Here is a 15,897-nt window from a genome sequence, read left to right as displayed (position 1 = left end):
GGACCGGCTCCGGCCGGCCGGCCGATCCCGCCTGCTGGCCGGCCGGCCCGGACGATCCCGCCTACTGGCCGGCCGCCTGCGCGACAGCCGGCCTGCTTCCCACCCCACCCCGGCACCGCCCAAGGCATGCGTGCGGCGCACGGGCGGGCGGAGCCAAGGGGCGAGTGGTTCCGGTTACACCGGGCAATGGAGGCATTACAGGTTGGCAAGCTTTTCCCCATACCCTTCGTGGTCGCCTGGTCGCTCGCGGGAGCATCGCAGGGCCTATGACAGGAAGGGGGCCGGGTGAAGCGGGTAGCTGGGGTTGTCGCCGGAGTGGCGGTGCTCGTCGCCGGGGTCGGGAGTGCGAGTGGGACCGCGGGGGCGGTGGCCGGGGGAATGACGCCGGCCGGGGTGAGGCAGGCGCAGGCGGTCGTCGCTTGGGCGACCTGTCCCAAGGTGGCGGGCAAGGCGGCGTCGGTGGCGCTGGAGTGCGCCACCGTACGCGTGCCGCTCGACTACAAGCGGCCGAGGGGCCAGTCGATCAAGCTGGCGCTCAACCGGATCAAGGCCAAGGTGCCCAGGGGCGGCAGCCATCTGGGGACACTCCTGATCAACCCGGGCGGGCCAGGCTCGCCGGGGCGGGCGCTGACCGAGTACGTCGCCACGTCCCTGCCCGCCGAGGTGGCCGAGCGTTACGACATCGTCGGCTTCGACCCGCGCGGCGTCGGCGGCAGCGAGCCCGCCGTGCACTGCGTGGACGCCGAGACGTACTACCAGGCGCCGCGGCTCGACCAGATCCCGCGCAACAGGGCCCACGAGAAGGCGCTGCTGGCCCGCGCCGCCGGCTACGCGAAGCGCTGCGGCGACCAGTGGTCGTGGCTGCTGCCGCACCTGACGACGGAGAACTCAGCCAGGGACATGGACCGCATCCGCGCCGCGCTCGGCGAGGAGAAGATCAGCTACTTCGGCTACTCGTACGGCACCTACCTCGGCGCCGTCTACGCCACCCTGTTCCCGAGCCGGGTCAAGCGCCTGGTCATGGACAGCACGGTCGATCCAGGCGGCGTCTGGTACGCCTCCAACCTCAAGCAGGACCGCTCGTTCGAGCGCCGTCACCGCCAGTTCCTGGCCTGGACGGCCCGCCACAACGACGTCTACAAGCTCGGCTCCACGGTCAAGCAGACGTCGTTCGCCTTCTACGCGATGCGCGACCGGCTGCGCTCGCACCCGGCGGGCGGCGTGGTGGGCCCGAGCGAGCTGGACGACACGTTCACGCTGGCCGGTTACACGGACAAGGTGTGGCCGTCGTTCGCGCAGGCGTGGTCGTCGTACGTGCGCGACGGCGACGTCACGGGCCTGACCGACGTCTACACCAGGCACGGCAAGAACGACGCGGCCGACGAGAACGGCTACGCCGTCTATCTGGGCGTGGAGTGCAGCGACGCGCGCTGGCCGCGCAAGTGGGACAAGTGGCGGACCGACATGACCAGGATGCACCGCAAGGCGCCGTTCCTGACCTGGCCGAACGCCTGGTACAACGCCCCGTGCGCGTTCTGGCCGGTGCGGGGCGGCACGCCGGTGCAGGTGCACGACTCGCCGAAGCTGCCGCCGTTCCTCATCCTGCAGTCCAAGGACGACGCGGCGACGCCGTACCAGGGGGCGCTGGAGATGGCCGAGCGGTTCCCGCGCGCCAAGCTGGTGGTGGACCAGGGCGGCAACCACGGGGTGACGCTTTCGGGCAACACCTGCATGGACCGGCACCTGGTGACGTACCTGCGGGACGGGACGCTGCCGAGGACCGGCGCGGCCTGCGCCGCGGCGGCGGACCCGAAGCCGGCCGCGCACATGGCGTCGGGCAGCTCGCGCGCCCCTGACCTGCTGGGTCTGCTCGGGGCGCTGAACCTGCTGAAGGGCGCGCGCTGACGCACCGGGCGGGCCCCGCACAGGTCGGACGTCAAGAAAGGGTTACCGTGGGCATTTCCGGATGAGCTATTCGGTAACCCTTCGCGTAGTCTGACCTTTGTGATGCTGCGTACATCGGCGTCGCGCGTGCTCGACGACAACGACCGGGACGAGGTTCTCGCCCTGCTCGACGCCGATCCGGTCGCCAACGTCTTCGTCTCCTCGCGGGTGCGGGCCGTCGGCCTCAACCCTGCGAGGCTGGGCGGGCAGATGTGGGGCTTCGGCACGCGCGGTGGCCTCGTGTCACTCTGTTACGCCGGCGCCAACATGGTGCCGGTCAACGCCGGTCCAGAGGCCGTGCACGCGTTCGCCGACCGTGCCCGCAAGCAGGGGCGGCGCTGCTCGTCCATCGTCGGCCCGGTCGACGCGGTCAGCCTGTTGTGGGAGCGGCTGGAGCCGCACTGGGGGCGGGCGCGGGCGATCCGCTGGGCGCAGCCGGTCCTGGCCACCTCCAGCAGGCCGCCGGTGCCGGCCGACCCGCTCGTACGCAGGGTGCGGCCGGAGGAGTTCGACATCCTGCTGCCGGCGTGCGTGGCCATGTTCACCGAAGAGGTCGGCGTCTCGCCCAACCTGGGTGACGGCGGCGCGCTCTACCGTACGCGGGTGGCGGAGCTGATCAGGATCGGCCGCTCGTACGCGCGGATCGACGACGGCCGGGTGGTGTTCAAGGCCGAGATCGGGGCGGTCACCCCGCAGGCCTGCCAGATCCAGGGGGTCTGGGTCGATCCGGAGCTGCGCGGCAAGGGTCACGCGGTGGCCGGGATGGCGGCCGTGGTGGAGGCGGCGATGAGCTGCTTCGCCCCCGTGGTCACCCTCTACGTCAACGACTACAACCACTCGGCGCGCGCGGTCTACCGCAAGGTGGGCTTCCGCGAGGTGGACACGTTCATGTCGGTGCTGTTCTAGCCGGGCACGCGCAGGGTGAGCAGCGCCACGTCGTCGTCGTTGTCGTCGGGGCGCACTCTGCGCAGCAGCCGGTCGCAGAAGCCGTCCAGCTTGCGCGCGCCGAGCGCCGACGCCTCCCTGCGCAGCCGTTCGAGGCCGTCGTCCAGGCTGTGGCTGGGCGACTCGATGAGCCCGTCGGTGTAGAACACCACGCTGGAGTGCGGCGGCAGGTCGACGACCGCGTCCTCGCGGGGCACGCAGATGCCGGTGCCGAGCATCAGGCCGCCGCCGTCCTCCAGGAACCGGGTGGCGCCGTCGCGCTCGACGAGCAGCGGCGGCGGGTGGCCCGCGTTGGTGTAGCGCAGTCGCCAGCCGCCGTCCACGGGCTCGGCGCGGGCGAAGACGACGGTGGCCATCGTGGCCTCCGCCATGCGCGAGACCGCCTGGTCGAGCCGGCCGACGACGACACTGGGCAGGGTGTCCATCTCTCCCGCGTACGCCCGCAGCATGTTGCACACCTGGGCCATGCCGGCGGCGGCGTCGAGGTCGTGGCCCACCACGTCGCCGATCACCAGGCCCAGTGCGCCGCCCGCCTGGGTGAAGGCGTCGTACCAGTCGCCGCCGACCTGGGAGGCGTCGGGGGCCGGCACGTAGCAGGCGCTCATCTCCAGGCCGGACACCACCGGCAGGCGGGGCAGCAGGTGGCGCTGCATGGTCTCGGCGACCCGGCGCTGGCGCTCGTACAGGCGGGCGTTGTCGAGCGCCAGCCCGGCACGGCGGGCGATGTCCTCGACCAGCAGCAGGTCGCCCGCGGTGTACGGCTGCGCCCGCTCGGACCGTCCGAGGGTCAGCGCGCCGATCACCTCGCGGATGCCGCGGATGGGGGCGATGCACGCGGACGTGATGCCGGTCTGCGCCAGCAGGTCCTGCTGGGCGACGGCGATGCCGGTGTCGGGCGGCATCTGGTAGCTCTGCGGGCTGATCAGCGTCGCGGTGACGCCGCGCAGCGCCCGCGACAGCGGCATCGGGGAGTCCTCGGTGACGGGCGGCAGCTGCCGCTGCAGATCGTCGCGGTGGATCAGCGTGCCGTTCTCGTAGTGGACCACGACGGCGCGGGAGATCGTGCCTTCTTCGTCGAGCAGGTCGACCACCACCCAGTCGGCCAGCAGCGGCACCACCAGGCGCACCAGGTGGCGCAGCGTCGCGTCCACGTCGAGGCTGGAGGTGAGCGTGGCGGTCGTCTCGGCGAGCAGGGCCAGGCGTTCGAGCTCCGACAGCGACGGGTTCTGCCAGGGCGGCTCGGCGGCGCCGTCCTCGGTGTCGGGGGCCGGGTGGAAGATCACCAGCGCGCCCGTCGCGGACTCGTCGACCCTGCAGGGGGTGACGAGCCAGCTCACGCGGATCAGCGTGCCGTCGCCGCGCTCCATCCACTCCTGGTCGCCTGAAGCGGTGCTGGCGGAGATGAGGGCGTGGCGCATCACGCACCGGCTGTGCGGCAGCGCCTCGCCACGCCTGCCGCGGTGCAGGGCGTCGTGGGCGTCGTGGTCCAGCAGGTCGCCGGCGCGCCGCAGGAGCAGGCGCTCGGCGTTGGGGTTGACCTCGATGATGCGGCCGCGGTCGTCGACCACGTACGCGCCGGCGTCCTTGAGGTCGCGCAGCCTCAGAGGACGCCCGCCCTCAAGGGTGAGGTCGTGCGCCTGCCTCGGCGGGACGCTCATGGACGATCTCCTTCCTCCAGGAAGAACCTACCCAAGAGCCACCCCCATCACCGCAGGCTCGGCTATACGCGTACGAGCTTGTCGAACAGCCGGGCCAGCTCGGTGCCCGGGTCGGCGGTCAGCCCCGCGTGCACCGGCCCCGCCTGGACGATCGTGCTGCGCGGCGCCGTCAGCCAGCGGAACCTACCGCCGAGCGACTCGCCGGCCAGCGGGCCAGGCTCGTCGCCGCAGGCCAGCTCGTACGCGCCGAGCGCCCGCCGCACCCCCTCGACGTCGGCGCCCGGGTCGAGCGCCCGCAGCCGGCCCGGGTCGAGCTCGACCTTGGCGCACAGGTAGCCGCGCGGCTGGCAGTAGAGCAGCACGCCGGCGTTGATCTGCTCGCCCCGCTCGACCTTCGGCACCACGCGGATCACCGCGTACTCGTAGACGTCCCTGCTCATCGGCTCCCGCCCTCCCGCCAGAACGCGCCGACCGAGCCGGGGCCCGCCGTCTTGCGGGCCTGCTGCTCGCCTGCCACCAGCCAGCCGCGCGGGCCGTGCGCCCGCGCCAGGAGATGCTCGACGTACGCCGCCCGCACGGCGGCGGGGGAGTCGAAGCCCGGCTCGCCCGCCAGCCACTCGTCGGGCACCAGGGCGGTCACGCTCTCCAGCAGCTCGCGGTCGATGCGCCCGGCCAGGTCGGCGCCCGCGCGGCCCACGTCGCCCGCGAACGGAGCCAGCACGTGGTCGCCCGCGTCGAACGGCCGCCGCGGGTCGGCGGTGCGCCAGTTGTGGTGGAACCACAGGGCGGCGCCGTGGTCGATCAGCCACGTGTCGCGGTGCCAGATGAGCAGGTTGGGGTTGCGCCAGCTGCGGTCGACGTTGTGGATCAAACCGTCGAACCACACCACCCTGGCGGCGAACACCGGGTCGGGCACCCAGGCCAGCGGGTCGAACCCGAGCGCGCCGGGCAGGAAGTCGACGGCCAGGTTGAGCCCGGTGCTGGCCTTGAGGAGGTCCTGCACCTCCTCGTCGGGCTCCCTGACGCCGAGCTGCGGGTCGAGGTCGATGAGCTTGAGCTCGGGGGTCCTGAAGCCGAGACGCCGGCCCAGCTCGGCGGCGATGATCTCGGCGACCAGCACCCGCCGGCCCTGGCCGGCCTCGCGGAACTTGACGACGTAGGTGCCGAGGTCGTCGGCCTCGACCACGCCGGGCAGCGACCCGCCCTCCCGCAGCGGGGTGACGTAACGGGTGGCTGCGATCTTTTCGAGCACGAGATGAGGCTATCGCCCTGGAAGCGCCGTTCAGGACGTCACGCGGGCATCTTGGCGATCACCTCTTCCGCGAAGCGCTCCATGGTGGCGATCTTGAGCTCCAGGGTGCCCTCGCCGTACCGGGACTTCTCCTCCGGCGTGGCCAGCCACCACGGGGCGGCCAGCGTGCCCGTCACGCCCTTGGCGGCGAAGTGGCGGTAGGTCTCCGCCTCGGGCAGCACCGCCAGCGGCGCGATGATCTCGAACTCCCCGATGGACCTGCCGTTGGCCTCCAGGTGCCCGCGCAGGGCGTCGAGCACCTCGTCGAGCTGCTCTTCGGTGTAGATGCGGTTGCCGATCCAGCCGTCGCCGAGCCGGGCCGCGCGGCGCAGGGCCGCCTCGCTGTCGCCGCCGACGTACACGGGGATCGGGCCTGACGGGGTGGGGGAGATCGACAGCGGCGGGAGGCCGTCGAGGGTGACCGTCTCGCCCGACCAGAGCGCGCGCAGCGCGGGCAGCATCGCGTCGAGGCGCTTGCCGCGGGTGTGGAAGTCCTGGCCGGTGGCCGTGAACTCCTCCTTGCACCAGCCCACCCCGACCCCGAACGTGACCCGCTCGCGCGACAGCACCGCCGCCGTGGACACCTGCTTGGCCACGGTGCACAGGTCGCGGGCGGGCGCGATGTAGACGTTCGGCGCGAAGCGCAGCGTGCTGGTGACCGCGGCCATCGCCCCGATCGTCACCCACACGTCGGGCCAGTGTGTACGCGCGTCCCACCGGGGCCGCCCCGACCGCGAGTACGGGTACGGCGAGGCGAAGTCGGCGTAGAAGAGGTGGTCGGAGAGCGTGAGCGTGTCGAACCCGCAGCGCTCGGCCGCCCGCGCCAGTTCGGTGAACTGATCGGTGTCGGAGAAGGAGGCGCCCAGCCAGAACCTCATCGGAACTCCGGGGCGACCTTGGTGGCGAACAGCTCCAGGTTCCGCTTGACCGTGTCGAGCGGCAGCACGCCCTGCTGGCCCTGCATGTAGAGGCCGAACCACTCCAGGTCGGGCATCTTGTCGAGCATGCGCTGGATGCCGCGCTTGACGTCGTCGGGTGTGCCGAACAGCGCCATCTCGACGTCCCTCATGCGCTTGGCGTCGCCCTTCTCCGGCGAGATGGGCTTGTGCTTCTCGTCCTCCTTCTTGCGCAGCACCTCCAGGTAGCCGAAGGGGCCGAAGAAGGCGGCGAAGTCCTTGGGGATGCTCCTGCCGAAGGTGGCGATGGCCTGCTCGGTGGTGTCGCCGATGCCGACGATCTTGAGGATGCCGGTGTGCTCGCCCAGCTTGTAGTGGCGGCCGTGCTTGGCCGACTCCTCCTGGTAGAGCCTGGCCTTCTGGGCATGGTCGTCGGGGTTGGGGGTGAACATCCACGGCAGGATGTCCTCCTGCGCCGCCCTGATGACCGAGCGGTCGGAGATCGTGAACGGCTGCCACAGCTCGGGATGCGGGTTCTGGTACGGCCTGGGGCAGACCGACACCGCCCTGACCACGCCGTCGTCGTCGATCTCGCCGGGCGCGCCGAACGTGCGGGTCCACTCCTGGGCGGGCCAGCCCTCGATGCCCTCGTACGGGAAGGGCACCTGGTAGTCGAGCACGTCCGACTTGTAGCGGAGCGTCTCCTGCGTCCAGGCCAGCTTCATGATCTTCAGCACCTCCCCGAAGACGTCGAAGTTCCGCGTGTCGGTGGCCGAGCCGTCGGAGCGGGCGGCGGCGGCCTGCCAGCGCTGGCCGAGCACGTTCATCCAGCGGTTCTGGTAGCCCCGCGCCACGCCCAGCCGCAGCCGTCCCTTGCTGAACTGGTCGAGCAGCGCGACGTCCTCGGCCGCCCTGATCGGGTCCCAGGCGGGCAGCACGAGGCCGAGCGGGGCCAGCAGGATGCGCTCGGTCCGCGCCGCGAGGTCGGTGAGGAACATCAGCGGGTTGACCGAGAACTCCATGCCTTCCGAATGGAAATGGTGCTCGGTCATCATCAGCGCGTCGAACCCGATCTGGTCGGCGTGCACGGCGATCTCGCGTACCTCGTGCAGCAGCCGCTGGTACGACTCGGTGTCGCGGCCTATCGGGCGTTTCGCCCTGGCGTTCTCCTCGGCCGCGTAGCCCGAGCCTGGGATCTGCGGGTTCAGGAAGATCGAAAACTTCACCGGGAACCTCTCTCCGCGGGACGGTCCTTCGCAAGGTACTCTGGAAATCTTAACCGAGCAATCGCTTGGTTCATTGGCATGGGGGTGTGATGAAGCTCGGCGTCACGATGTTCGCGACCGACCTGGCGATGCCCGTGCAGGAGCTCGCGAAGGCGGCGGAGGAACGCGGGCTCGACTCGCTCTACCTGCCCGAGCACACGCACATCCCGCTCTCGCGGCGCACGCCGTACCCCGGGGCGGCGGACGGCGAGCTGCCCGAGGAGTACAAGCGCACGCTCGACCCCCTCGTCGCCCTGTCCTTCGCCGCCGCCGCGACCACCCGGCTGCGGCTCGGCACCGGCATCCTGCTCGCCGCCCAGCGCGACCCCATCGTCACCGCCAAGGCCATCGCCTCGCTCGACCTGCTGTCGGGCGGTCGCGTGGTGGTCGGCGTCGGCTTCGGCTGGAACGTCGAGGAGATCGAGAACCACGCGGTCCCGTACGGGCGGCGCCGCGAGATCGCCCGGCACCACGTCATGGCCATGCAGGCGCTGTGGCGCGACGAGGTGGCCTCCTTCGAGGGCGTCGAGCCGGCCTGGTCCTGGCCCAAGCCGCTCAGCCTTCCGCCCGTCTACGTGGGCGGCGCGGCGGGGCCGAAGCTGTTCGCCCACGTCGCCGAGTACGCCGACGGCTGGATGCCCATCGGCGGGCGCGGCGTCAAGGCGGCGCTGCCCGCCCTGCGCGAGGCGTGCGAGAAGGCGGGACGGCCGATGGCCCGCGTCATCCCGTTCGCCACGCTGGCCACGCGGGAGAAGCTCGACTACTTCGCCGAACTGGGCATCGAGGAGGCCGTGGCGACGCTGCCCAGCGGGCCCGCCGACGAGGTGCTGCCCGTCCTCGACCGGTACGCGGCGCTGCTCCCGTAGCCTGTTCTGGACGCTCGCTTGCCCCGGCCAGGCATAATGGCGGTATATGTCCGAGCTACGTGCCGACGACCCCCGGCAGTTGGGGTCCTACCGGCTGACACGCAGGCTCGGTCAGGGTGGCCAGGGAGTGGTCTACCTGGGCGAATCCCCGCAACGCGGCCGGGTCGCCATCAAGCTGCTGCACGCCAGCCTCTCCGGCACCGCCGACGCCCGCCGCCGCTTCCTCGGCGAGGTGCAGGCGGTGCGCCGGGTCGCCGCGTTCTGCACGGCCCAGCTCCTGGACGCCGACCTCGAAGGCGACCGTCCTTACCTGGTGAGCGAGTACGTCCACGGCCCCTCGCTGCGCGAGCACGTGGAGAAGGAGGGGCCGCGTACGGGCGGGTCGCTCGAACGCCTGGCCATCGGCACCGCCACCGCCCTCGGCGCCATCCACCGCGCCGGGGTCGTGCACCGCGACTTCAAGCCAGGCAACGTGCTGCTCGGCATCGACGGGCCCCGGGTGATCGACTTCGGCGTGTCCCGGCTCGTCGACACCACCGTCACCACCAGCCACATGCCCATGGGCACGCCCGCGTACATGGCGCCGGAACGCATGAAGGGCGAGCCCGCGGGACCGCCCGCCGACATGTGGGCCTGGGCGCTCACCGTGGCCTACACCGCCAACGGGCGGCCCGCGTACACCGCCGAGACCCACAACGAGGTGCTGGCTCGCGTCCTCTACGGCGCGCCCGACCTCGGCGACCTCGACGGGCGGCTGCGCGAGATCGTCGAAGCCTGCCTGGCGACCGAGCCCGCCGACCGGCCCGACGCGGAAGAGGCGCTGCGCCTGCTGCTGGGACAGGAGGGCGACGGGGGAGACGTGCTGACGACCGGCGCCATGGCCGCCGTCGGCGGCAACGGCATCGGCACGCTGGTCCGCACGAGCAGGCCCGTCACCCGCGCTCCCGACGCCGTCGTCGGAGTCGGCGCCGCCGAGGCCGAGCCCGGCGTCATCACCGACCCCGACCCCACCACCAGCTTCCCCGCCATCACCCGCACCCAGGTGGCGCAGGCCGGGCGGCGGAGGGTGCGGCCCTGGCAGATCGGCGTCGCGCTGGCCGGGCTGCTCATGGGCATCGCCGGATTCGTGCTCTACCTCCAGAGCGCCCATGGCGAAGGGCCGGCCGGCGACTGGACCGGCTCCGCCGAGCACTTCACCGCCAAGCGCGTCTTCCCCGTCGAGCTCGTCCTGGACCACGAAGGTTCGGGACGCATGCGGTGGGGAGCCGACCTGCACTGCACCGGGCGGCTCTCGCGCGACGGCGGCATGGTCTTCACCCTCCGCGACGTCGGCGGGCAGGAGTGCTACCCGGGCACGCTCCACATGTACCCCACCTCCGATGTGAACCAGATGGACATCAAGGTCACTCGTGCAGGTAAGGACGAAGTGACGTATTCCGGCAGGGTTGCGCGTACGTCCTGACCGGCTGTGTCACGGTCCGGATGCGATTGCCCTGCGCACCGTTGACTGTTCGCGGCCCCTTGCCTTCAGTAGGAGGCATAAGGGGTGGCGCGGCGAGGGGAGGCGCCCCGTGCCAACGGCACAGCCGCTCAGAACGGGGGACCCTCGGCGACTCGGCGACTACGAGCTCACCGGGCGGCTGGGCGAGGGTGGCCAGGGCGCGGTGTTCCTCGGTTCCAGGGGCGGAGAGAGGTACGCGGTCAAGCTCCTGCACGGGCCCGTCGGTGACGAGCGGGCGGCGTTCCTGCGGGAGGTCGAGCTGGCCAAGCACGTGGCCAGGTTCTGCACGGCGCAGGTGATCGACGCCGGGTTCGACGAGGGGCGGCCGTACATCGTCAGCGAGTACGTCGACGGGCACTCCCTGGCCCGCGAGGTCGCGCTCACCGGGCCCCGCAGGGGCGGCGCGCTCGAACGCCTCGCCGTCGGCACCGCCACCGCGCTCGCCGCCATCCACCGGGCCGGGATCGTGCACCGCGACCTCAAGCCCCAGAACGTGCTGCTCGGCTCCGACGGGCCGCGCGTCATCGACTTCGGCCTGGCCCGGGCGCTCGACGCGGCCGCCACCGTGAGCGGGCGGGGGGTGGGGACGCCGGCGTACATGGCGCCCGAGCAGATCACCGCCTCGGCCGTCACAGGGGCCGCCGACGTGTTCTCGTGGGGCGCCACCATGTGCTTCGCGGCCAACGCCACCGCCCCCTTCGGCCAGGACTCCGTCGCGCCCGTCCTGCACCGCATCCTCACGGCGCCGCCCGAGCTGGGGCTGCTCGACGGGCGGCTGCGTACGCTGGTCGCGGCCTGCCTGGACAAGGACGCCCGCAACCGGCCGAGCAGCAGGGAACTGCTGTTCGAGCTCCTGGGGGAGTCACCTGCGGCCGGGTCTGCGGTGAGTCCTGCGGAGGGTCCTGCGGCCGGGTCTGCGGCGGGGCCTGCGGAGGTGCTGCGCTCACCTCCGCCGCCCATCCTCCGCACCCCGCCGACACCCCTGGTACCGGGCCAGCGCACCCCGGACGCCCACTCCGGCCCCCAGGCCGCCCATTCAGCAGCCGGGACACCACAGGGTGCGGATGGCGGGGGAGCGTTACCCGGGGTTTCCTCCGGGGAAGGGCGTACGGACCGGAGACAGTGGCCGCGGGCGGCGGTCGCGGTGTGTGCGGCGCTGCTGGTGACGGCCGTGGTGCTGCTGGCCGTGGTCGTACCGGCGCTCACCCAGAGCCCGGCCGGGCAGGCGGGACCGCAGGCGGGCGGACCTCTCGCCGCACCGCCGCCCGCCACGCCCGCGCCCGAGACCACCCGTGGGGCGCCCACCGAAGCAACACCCACGAAGAGCGTGGAGGCCCGGCCGGTCCAGGACGACCGCCGCCCCGCCTACGACCCGCCCGCGATCGTACGCCCGCCCACGGTGACGATCCCGCCCCTGACCGGCCTGGACAAGGCCGCCGCCACCAAGGCCGTCGAACGCGCCGGCCTCACCCTGGGCCGCGTCACCCGGCAGGACTCACCCCGCGCGATCGGCCAGGTCCTCGCCAGCAGCCCCGCCGCGGGAACCGCCGTGGACCGGGGAACCAAGGTGTCCCTTCGAGTGTCGGCCGGCTTGCCCGTACCGGAGGTGACGGGCATGCGACGCGGACCCGCCGAAGCGGCCCTGACCGGTGCGGGCCTCAAGGTGGGCGCCATCACCCGCTCCTGCTCCCAGGAGCCGTCGGGCCAGGTCCTGTCCACCCGCCCCAAGACAGGCAGCCGCGTGAAGGGCGGCACAGCGGTAGCGCTCACCGTGTCCCGGAACGGCGCCACCGTCCCACCGGTCGTCGGCCGCTCCCGCGAGGCGGCCCGCACAGCCCTGACGGCGGCGGGTCTCACGGTGGGAACAAAGGAACAGCTGGTGGACGACGAGTCCCAGGCAGGCGCCGTCCTGGCACAAAGCATCGACCCGGGTACCTGCGCCGAACCCGGCACCCAGATCACCATCACCGTCGGCCTGGCCGCCCAGACGGGCCCCGACCCCGGCGAATCCCTCGAACCCACCACCAACACGCCCGAACCTGAGTAACCGCACCCGCCCTGACCTTCGGACGGCGACCGCCCCTCACCGGGTCCCGCTCCAGATTGTTCAGCTATCTCCAGCGCCAGGTCCGGTGCGGTTCATGCGTGCGCCTGACGTCCTGGGGCAGTTGGGGGCTCATGAAGAAACTCCTGAAGCTTCTGGTGGCCCGCAAAATGGCCACCACCCCCCTCGGTATAGCCGCCCTGGGCGTCGGCTGGTTCCTCGGCCGCCGCCGCAAGCGCCGCCGCGCCGAGCGCGAGGCCCAGCACAACGTCCCCCAGCACACCAGCACCACACACGAGGACGTCAGGGCCGCCCAGCCCTGATCCGTCGCCGGCCGTCACACGCGCAGGATGGGCGGGTCGGCGCGGACGCGGACCTCGGCCTGCTCGCCCAGAACCCGGAGCAGGACCTCCCGGTAGATCGGGTTGGCGATATCCAGATCTCTGGTACTGCGGATGAGGCCCAGGTCATGGACATAGCGGGCGTCCCTGCTGAAGGCCATGTCCATGTCGGGCCAGGTGCCCGCCAGGATCGGTTCGATGACCCGGGCCACCCGGGGCTCCTGCAGCCGATCCGTCAGTGACTCCAGATGCATGGCGTGTGCTCGGATCAGCCGTTCCTTGGCCTCCTCCACCCGCGTCACCGAGACGGTGTCGGTCACCCCCATCTCCTGGGTGATCTCGTAGGCGAGAGCGTTGACCAGCCATGGCTGGCCCTGGGTCAGCTCGAAGACCCGCTCGACCGCGTCCTTGGTGAACTCCTGGCCGGTCGCGTCGGTGTGCTGGCCGTACAGCTCGGCGATCTGGTCGGTGGTGAAGTCGCCCAGGCGCAACGACTTGGCGATGATGTTGAACGGGCTCGCCGGGTTGGTCCGATTCGGATCGCTGCCAGAAGCGACCTTGTAATCGCGCACGTCCCGTAGTCCGCACAGCGCGATGGACGCAGGAAATGGTTGGCGTTCCGGCCGCGCGTTGTGACCGTCGCGGAGCTGGCTGAGAATACTGGCCATACTGTTGCCCTGCAGGGCGTCGAACTCGTCCAGGAAGAGCACCACCCGACGTGGACAACGGCGGCACCACTCCCCCAACGCCGCGCCGAACTGAACACCCGGAAGATCCGATGGCCAGGGATCTGGCGGAAGCCATTTCTTTGGCCATCCTGTGCGATTGGCCGCTTCGCGAAGGGCGGTCAGCAGCACCGACTCCGCTGCGGCGTAGTTCTCACCTACCGCTTTGACGCGTTCGCAACTGACCATCAGGGCGGCGGTGTCGCCCTCGGCGGTCAGTTCGGAGGCGAGGGTGCGTAGCGCGGTGGTCTTGCCGGTCTGGCGAGGGGCGTGAAGGACGAAGTAGCGGTCCATCTCGATGAGGGTGCGGGCCTCGGGGATGCGTGGCGTGGGGGGCAGCATGTAATGGCGCGTCGGGTCGCACGGACCCGTGGTGTTGAAGAACTTCGCGCGGGGTAGTCGCATGGTCACATTCTGCCAGTGTTCGGGTCAGCGCTTGTGGCGTTTGTCTCGTGCGGTGCGGGTGCCGGTGCCGGTGCCGGGGATCAGGCGGAGTGGGCGGTGGTGGGTGGTGCGAAGGGGTTCGGCGACCAACGCGCGGATCTCCTCCAGGCCGGCCGTGTCGTGGTGGCCGGCGTCGAGGACGGCGGCCACCAGCTCGTACGCCTCCCGCCCCGCCATCGCCTTGAGCTGCTCGATCAGGGTTTGGGGGCCGCCCAGTTCCAGCAGGGTGAGGAAGTTCTCGGCGGCCAGCAGCAGGTGCTCGTCCTGGCCGATCGCGGACGGGTCGAGCTCGCCCACGTCCACCAGGTACGTCAGTGCGGCCGGGCCGAGTACGGGGTCGCGGCGCAGGCCGTGGAGGAGGGCGCGGCCGTCGGGCAGGGCCTCGGCGAGCACGTTGAGCATGGCGCCGGCCCGGGTGCGGAACGGGCACCGGCGTACCGCCTCCAGGAGCGGCTCTATGCCGTGGCCCGGCTGGGCGAGCCAGCCGTGCAGCTCGGCGGCGGCGTCGTACGGCGGGTAGTGCTGGGTGAGGACGCCGAGCAGTTCGGCGGGGTCGGCTTCGGCGAGTTCGCCGATGAGCGGGGCGTCGCGGCCCTCGGCGAGCAGGCGGGCGCGTACGGCGCGCTGCCCGAGCGGGGTGAGCCTGGCGAGGAGCAGGTCGGGCTCGGCGAGGCGGGTGCGGAGGCGTTCGACGGACTCGGGCGGGAGCTCCTGGGCCTCGTGGTCGAGGTCGGCGAGGTAGAGCTCGTCGGCCGGGCCGCGGCTCAGCTCGACGGCGCCCAGGTCGGCGAGGACGTCGAAGGTGCGCACGAGGTCGTCGCCGAGCCGGCGTCGCAGCACGGTGGACGAGGCGCGGCGGTCGCCGGCGAAGTAGTGCTCGTATTCGCGGCAGGCCAGCCACACCGTCTCCTCCAGCCGCGCCACCGGCATGTCGTCCATGCCGTAGAGGGTGTTGAGGAGGTCGGGCAGCAGCTCGTCGAAGAAGAGCGTGAAGGGCGCGCCGTCGGTGCGGCCGGTGATGGCGCGGCCCAGCTCGGGCAGGGCGTCGAAGGCGCGTTGCCACAGGGCTTCCGGGTCGCGCAGCAAGGGGGCGGCCTTGGCCACCGCATGGACGCGGCCCTTGGCGACCCGCACCAGCCGCACCCGCTTCGCCCACGCCAGGAGGAGGTCGGGGTCCCCGTCGGTGGCAGGCAGGGTGCCGAGCTCGGTGAGGGGGCGGCCGTCCTTGCCGGCCCAGACTGCCAGGGCCGTCAGGCGTTGGACGGTCCCGCTTCCCATGGCGGCGGTCGTGAGGTCTGGGGCGGGGGGCAGGGCGATGGGGGGTTGGAGGGGGGCGCGTTCCTCCGCCAGGTCCAGCTCCGAGCCCAGCAGGCGGGCCTGGGTGAGGTGGTCGAGGATGTCCTGGTCGTAGTGGACGCGGCCGGCGTCGAGGTCCTGTTTGAAGTCGTCGAATCCGTCGGGGTCGGTCAGGTCGGTGCCGTGGTCGAGCGCGGTCTGCGCCCAGAACTTGGCCAGCCCCTGCAGGTGCGGGTCGTCGAGGGACTTCCTGAACTCGGGGGTGGCGCGGGCGATGGCGGTGTCGGCCTCTGACAAGGTGGCGCCGCGCGGGTCGCGCAGGCCCGTCGCGGCCAGGTAGGCGAGGTAGGTGCGCAGGATGTCGGGGGTGATGTCGAGGATCTCGCGCGGCGCGACGACGTATTGGGGAATCCAGGCCAGCAGGTAGCGGCGGATCTGCGGCTCGTCCCAATAGGCGAGCCGGCCGTCGCGGCTGTGGTGGCGCACGTCGATGGCGGCGCCGATGAGAAGGTCGTCCGCCGGGCGGCCGTGCTCGTCGGCCCAGGCGAGGCAGCGCCGCAGGAGCACGGCCTTCGCCGCCTCGAACTCCTCCGCCTCCTCCGGCTCGAACCAGGTACGCAAGACCGTTCTCCCTGCCGGTGCGAAAAAGGGGATCTGGCGTTCCAGTATCGCCCTTCAGGC

At 71.9% G+C, this 15,897-nt stretch carries 13 protein-coding genes; 6 read left to right on the top strand and 7 right to left on the bottom strand.

Translation table 11 applies throughout. The annotated features are described in order from the left end of the window. Positions 1–285: 285 nt before the first annotated feature. Both ABZW11_RS33385 and ABZW11_RS33380 read left to right on the top strand, forming a co-directional pair. The gene (locus ABZW11_RS33385) at positions 286–1,905 is read left to right on the top strand and encodes an alpha/beta hydrolase (protein ID WP_355425912.1); all 1,620 of its coding nucleotides are present in this window, start codon (positions 286–288) and stop codon (positions 1,903–1,905) included. A gap of 102 nt (positions 1,906–2,007) precedes the next feature. Next, positions 2,008–2,850, top strand: a complete 843-nt coding sequence (locus tag ABZW11_RS33380) for a GNAT family N-acetyltransferase (protein WP_355425978.1) — start codon at positions 2,008–2,010, stop codon at positions 2,848–2,850. On the opposite strand, the gene ABZW11_RS33375 is transcribed toward ABZW11_RS33380, so the two are convergent. The 5 genes from ABZW11_RS33375 to ABZW11_RS33355 all read right to left on the bottom strand — a co-directional run bounded on the left by ABZW11_RS33375 (position 2,847) and on the right by ABZW11_RS33355 (position 7,960). Beyond that, on the bottom strand, positions 2,847–4,547 hold the full coding sequence (locus tag ABZW11_RS33375; RefSeq protein ID WP_355425909.1) for a SpoIIE family protein phosphatase: 1,701 nt from the start codon (positions 4,545–4,547) through the stop codon (positions 2,847–2,849). The genes ABZW11_RS33380 and ABZW11_RS33375 overlap by 4 nt on opposite strands. A 62-nt stretch (positions 4,548–4,609) precedes the next feature. After that, positions 4,610–4,987: a DUF3037 domain-containing protein gene (locus ABZW11_RS33370; RefSeq protein ID WP_355425906.1), complete on the bottom strand. Its 378-nt coding sequence runs from the start codon at positions 4,985–4,987 to the stop codon at positions 4,610–4,612. Beyond that, positions 4,984–5,799 (bottom strand): HipA family kinase, encoded by an 816-nt coding sequence (locus tag ABZW11_RS33365; RefSeq protein WP_355425903.1) that lies wholly within the window; start codon positions 5,797–5,799, stop codon positions 4,984–4,986. The genes ABZW11_RS33370 and ABZW11_RS33365 overlap by 4 nt, the downstream gene beginning before the upstream one ends. Before the next feature lie 38 nt (positions 5,800–5,837). Continuing rightward, positions 5,838–6,716 carry a TIGR03619 family F420-dependent LLM class oxidoreductase gene (locus tag ABZW11_RS33360; RefSeq protein ID WP_355425900.1) on the bottom strand — a complete coding sequence of 293 codons (879 nt, stop codon included), beginning with the start codon at positions 6,714–6,716 and terminating at the stop codon, positions 5,838–5,840. Beyond that, on the bottom strand, positions 6,713–7,960 hold the full coding sequence (locus ABZW11_RS33355) for an LLM class flavin-dependent oxidoreductase (protein ID WP_355425898.1): 1,248 nt from the start codon (positions 7,958–7,960) through the stop codon (positions 6,713–6,715). Before ABZW11_RS33355 ends, ABZW11_RS33360 begins: the two co-directional genes overlap by 4 nt. A gap of 89 nt (positions 7,961–8,049) precedes the next feature. On the opposite strand from ABZW11_RS33355, the gene ABZW11_RS33350 reads away from it, so the two are divergent. From ABZW11_RS33350 to ABZW11_RS33335, 4 genes are all read left to right on the top strand, one after another. Beyond that, on the top strand, positions 8,050–8,865 hold the full coding sequence (locus ABZW11_RS33350; protein ID WP_355425895.1) for a TIGR03619 family F420-dependent LLM class oxidoreductase: 816 nt from the start codon (positions 8,050–8,052) through the stop codon (positions 8,863–8,865). A gap of 46 nt (positions 8,866–8,911) precedes the next feature. After that, positions 8,912–10,327 carry a serine/threonine-protein kinase gene (locus ABZW11_RS33345; protein ID WP_355425892.1) on the top strand — a complete coding sequence of 472 codons (1,416 nt, stop codon included), beginning with the start codon at positions 8,912–8,914 and terminating at the stop codon, positions 10,325–10,327. Positions 10,328–10,436: 109 nt separating this feature from the next. Beyond that, a complete protein-coding gene (locus ABZW11_RS33340) occupies positions 10,437–12,413 on the top strand; it encodes a PASTA domain-containing protein (RefSeq protein ID WP_355425889.1) in 1,977 nt (658 codons plus the stop codon). A gap of 131 nt (positions 12,414–12,544) precedes the next feature. Then, entirely contained in the window at positions 12,545–12,733 is a 189-nt protein-coding gene (locus tag ABZW11_RS33335) for a DUF6203 family protein (protein ID WP_355425886.1), read from the top strand. Positions 12,734–12,747: 14 nt separating this feature from the next. Here ABZW11_RS33335 and ABZW11_RS33330 read toward each other — a convergent pair whose 3' ends face one another. Further along, a complete protein-coding gene (locus tag ABZW11_RS33330; protein ID WP_355425883.1) occupies positions 12,748–13,881 on the bottom strand; it encodes an AAA family ATPase in 1,134 nt (377 codons plus the stop codon). 24 nt (positions 13,882–13,905) lie between these two features. Further along, positions 13,906–15,837, bottom strand: coding sequence for a hypothetical protein (locus ABZW11_RS33325; protein WP_355425880.1), 1,932 nt, complete (start codon positions 15,835–15,837; stop codon positions 13,906–13,908). Positions 15,838–15,897 lie beyond the last annotated feature (60 nt).

The sequence above is a fragment of the Nonomuraea sp. NPDC004580 genome, from assembly GCF_040609855.1.
GTDB lineage: Bacteria > Actinomycetota > Actinomycetes > Streptosporangiales > Streptosporangiaceae > Nonomuraea > Nonomuraea salmonea.
Note: the sequence above shows the minus strand (reverse complement) of the source record. Positions and strands in the feature narration are given on the sequence as shown.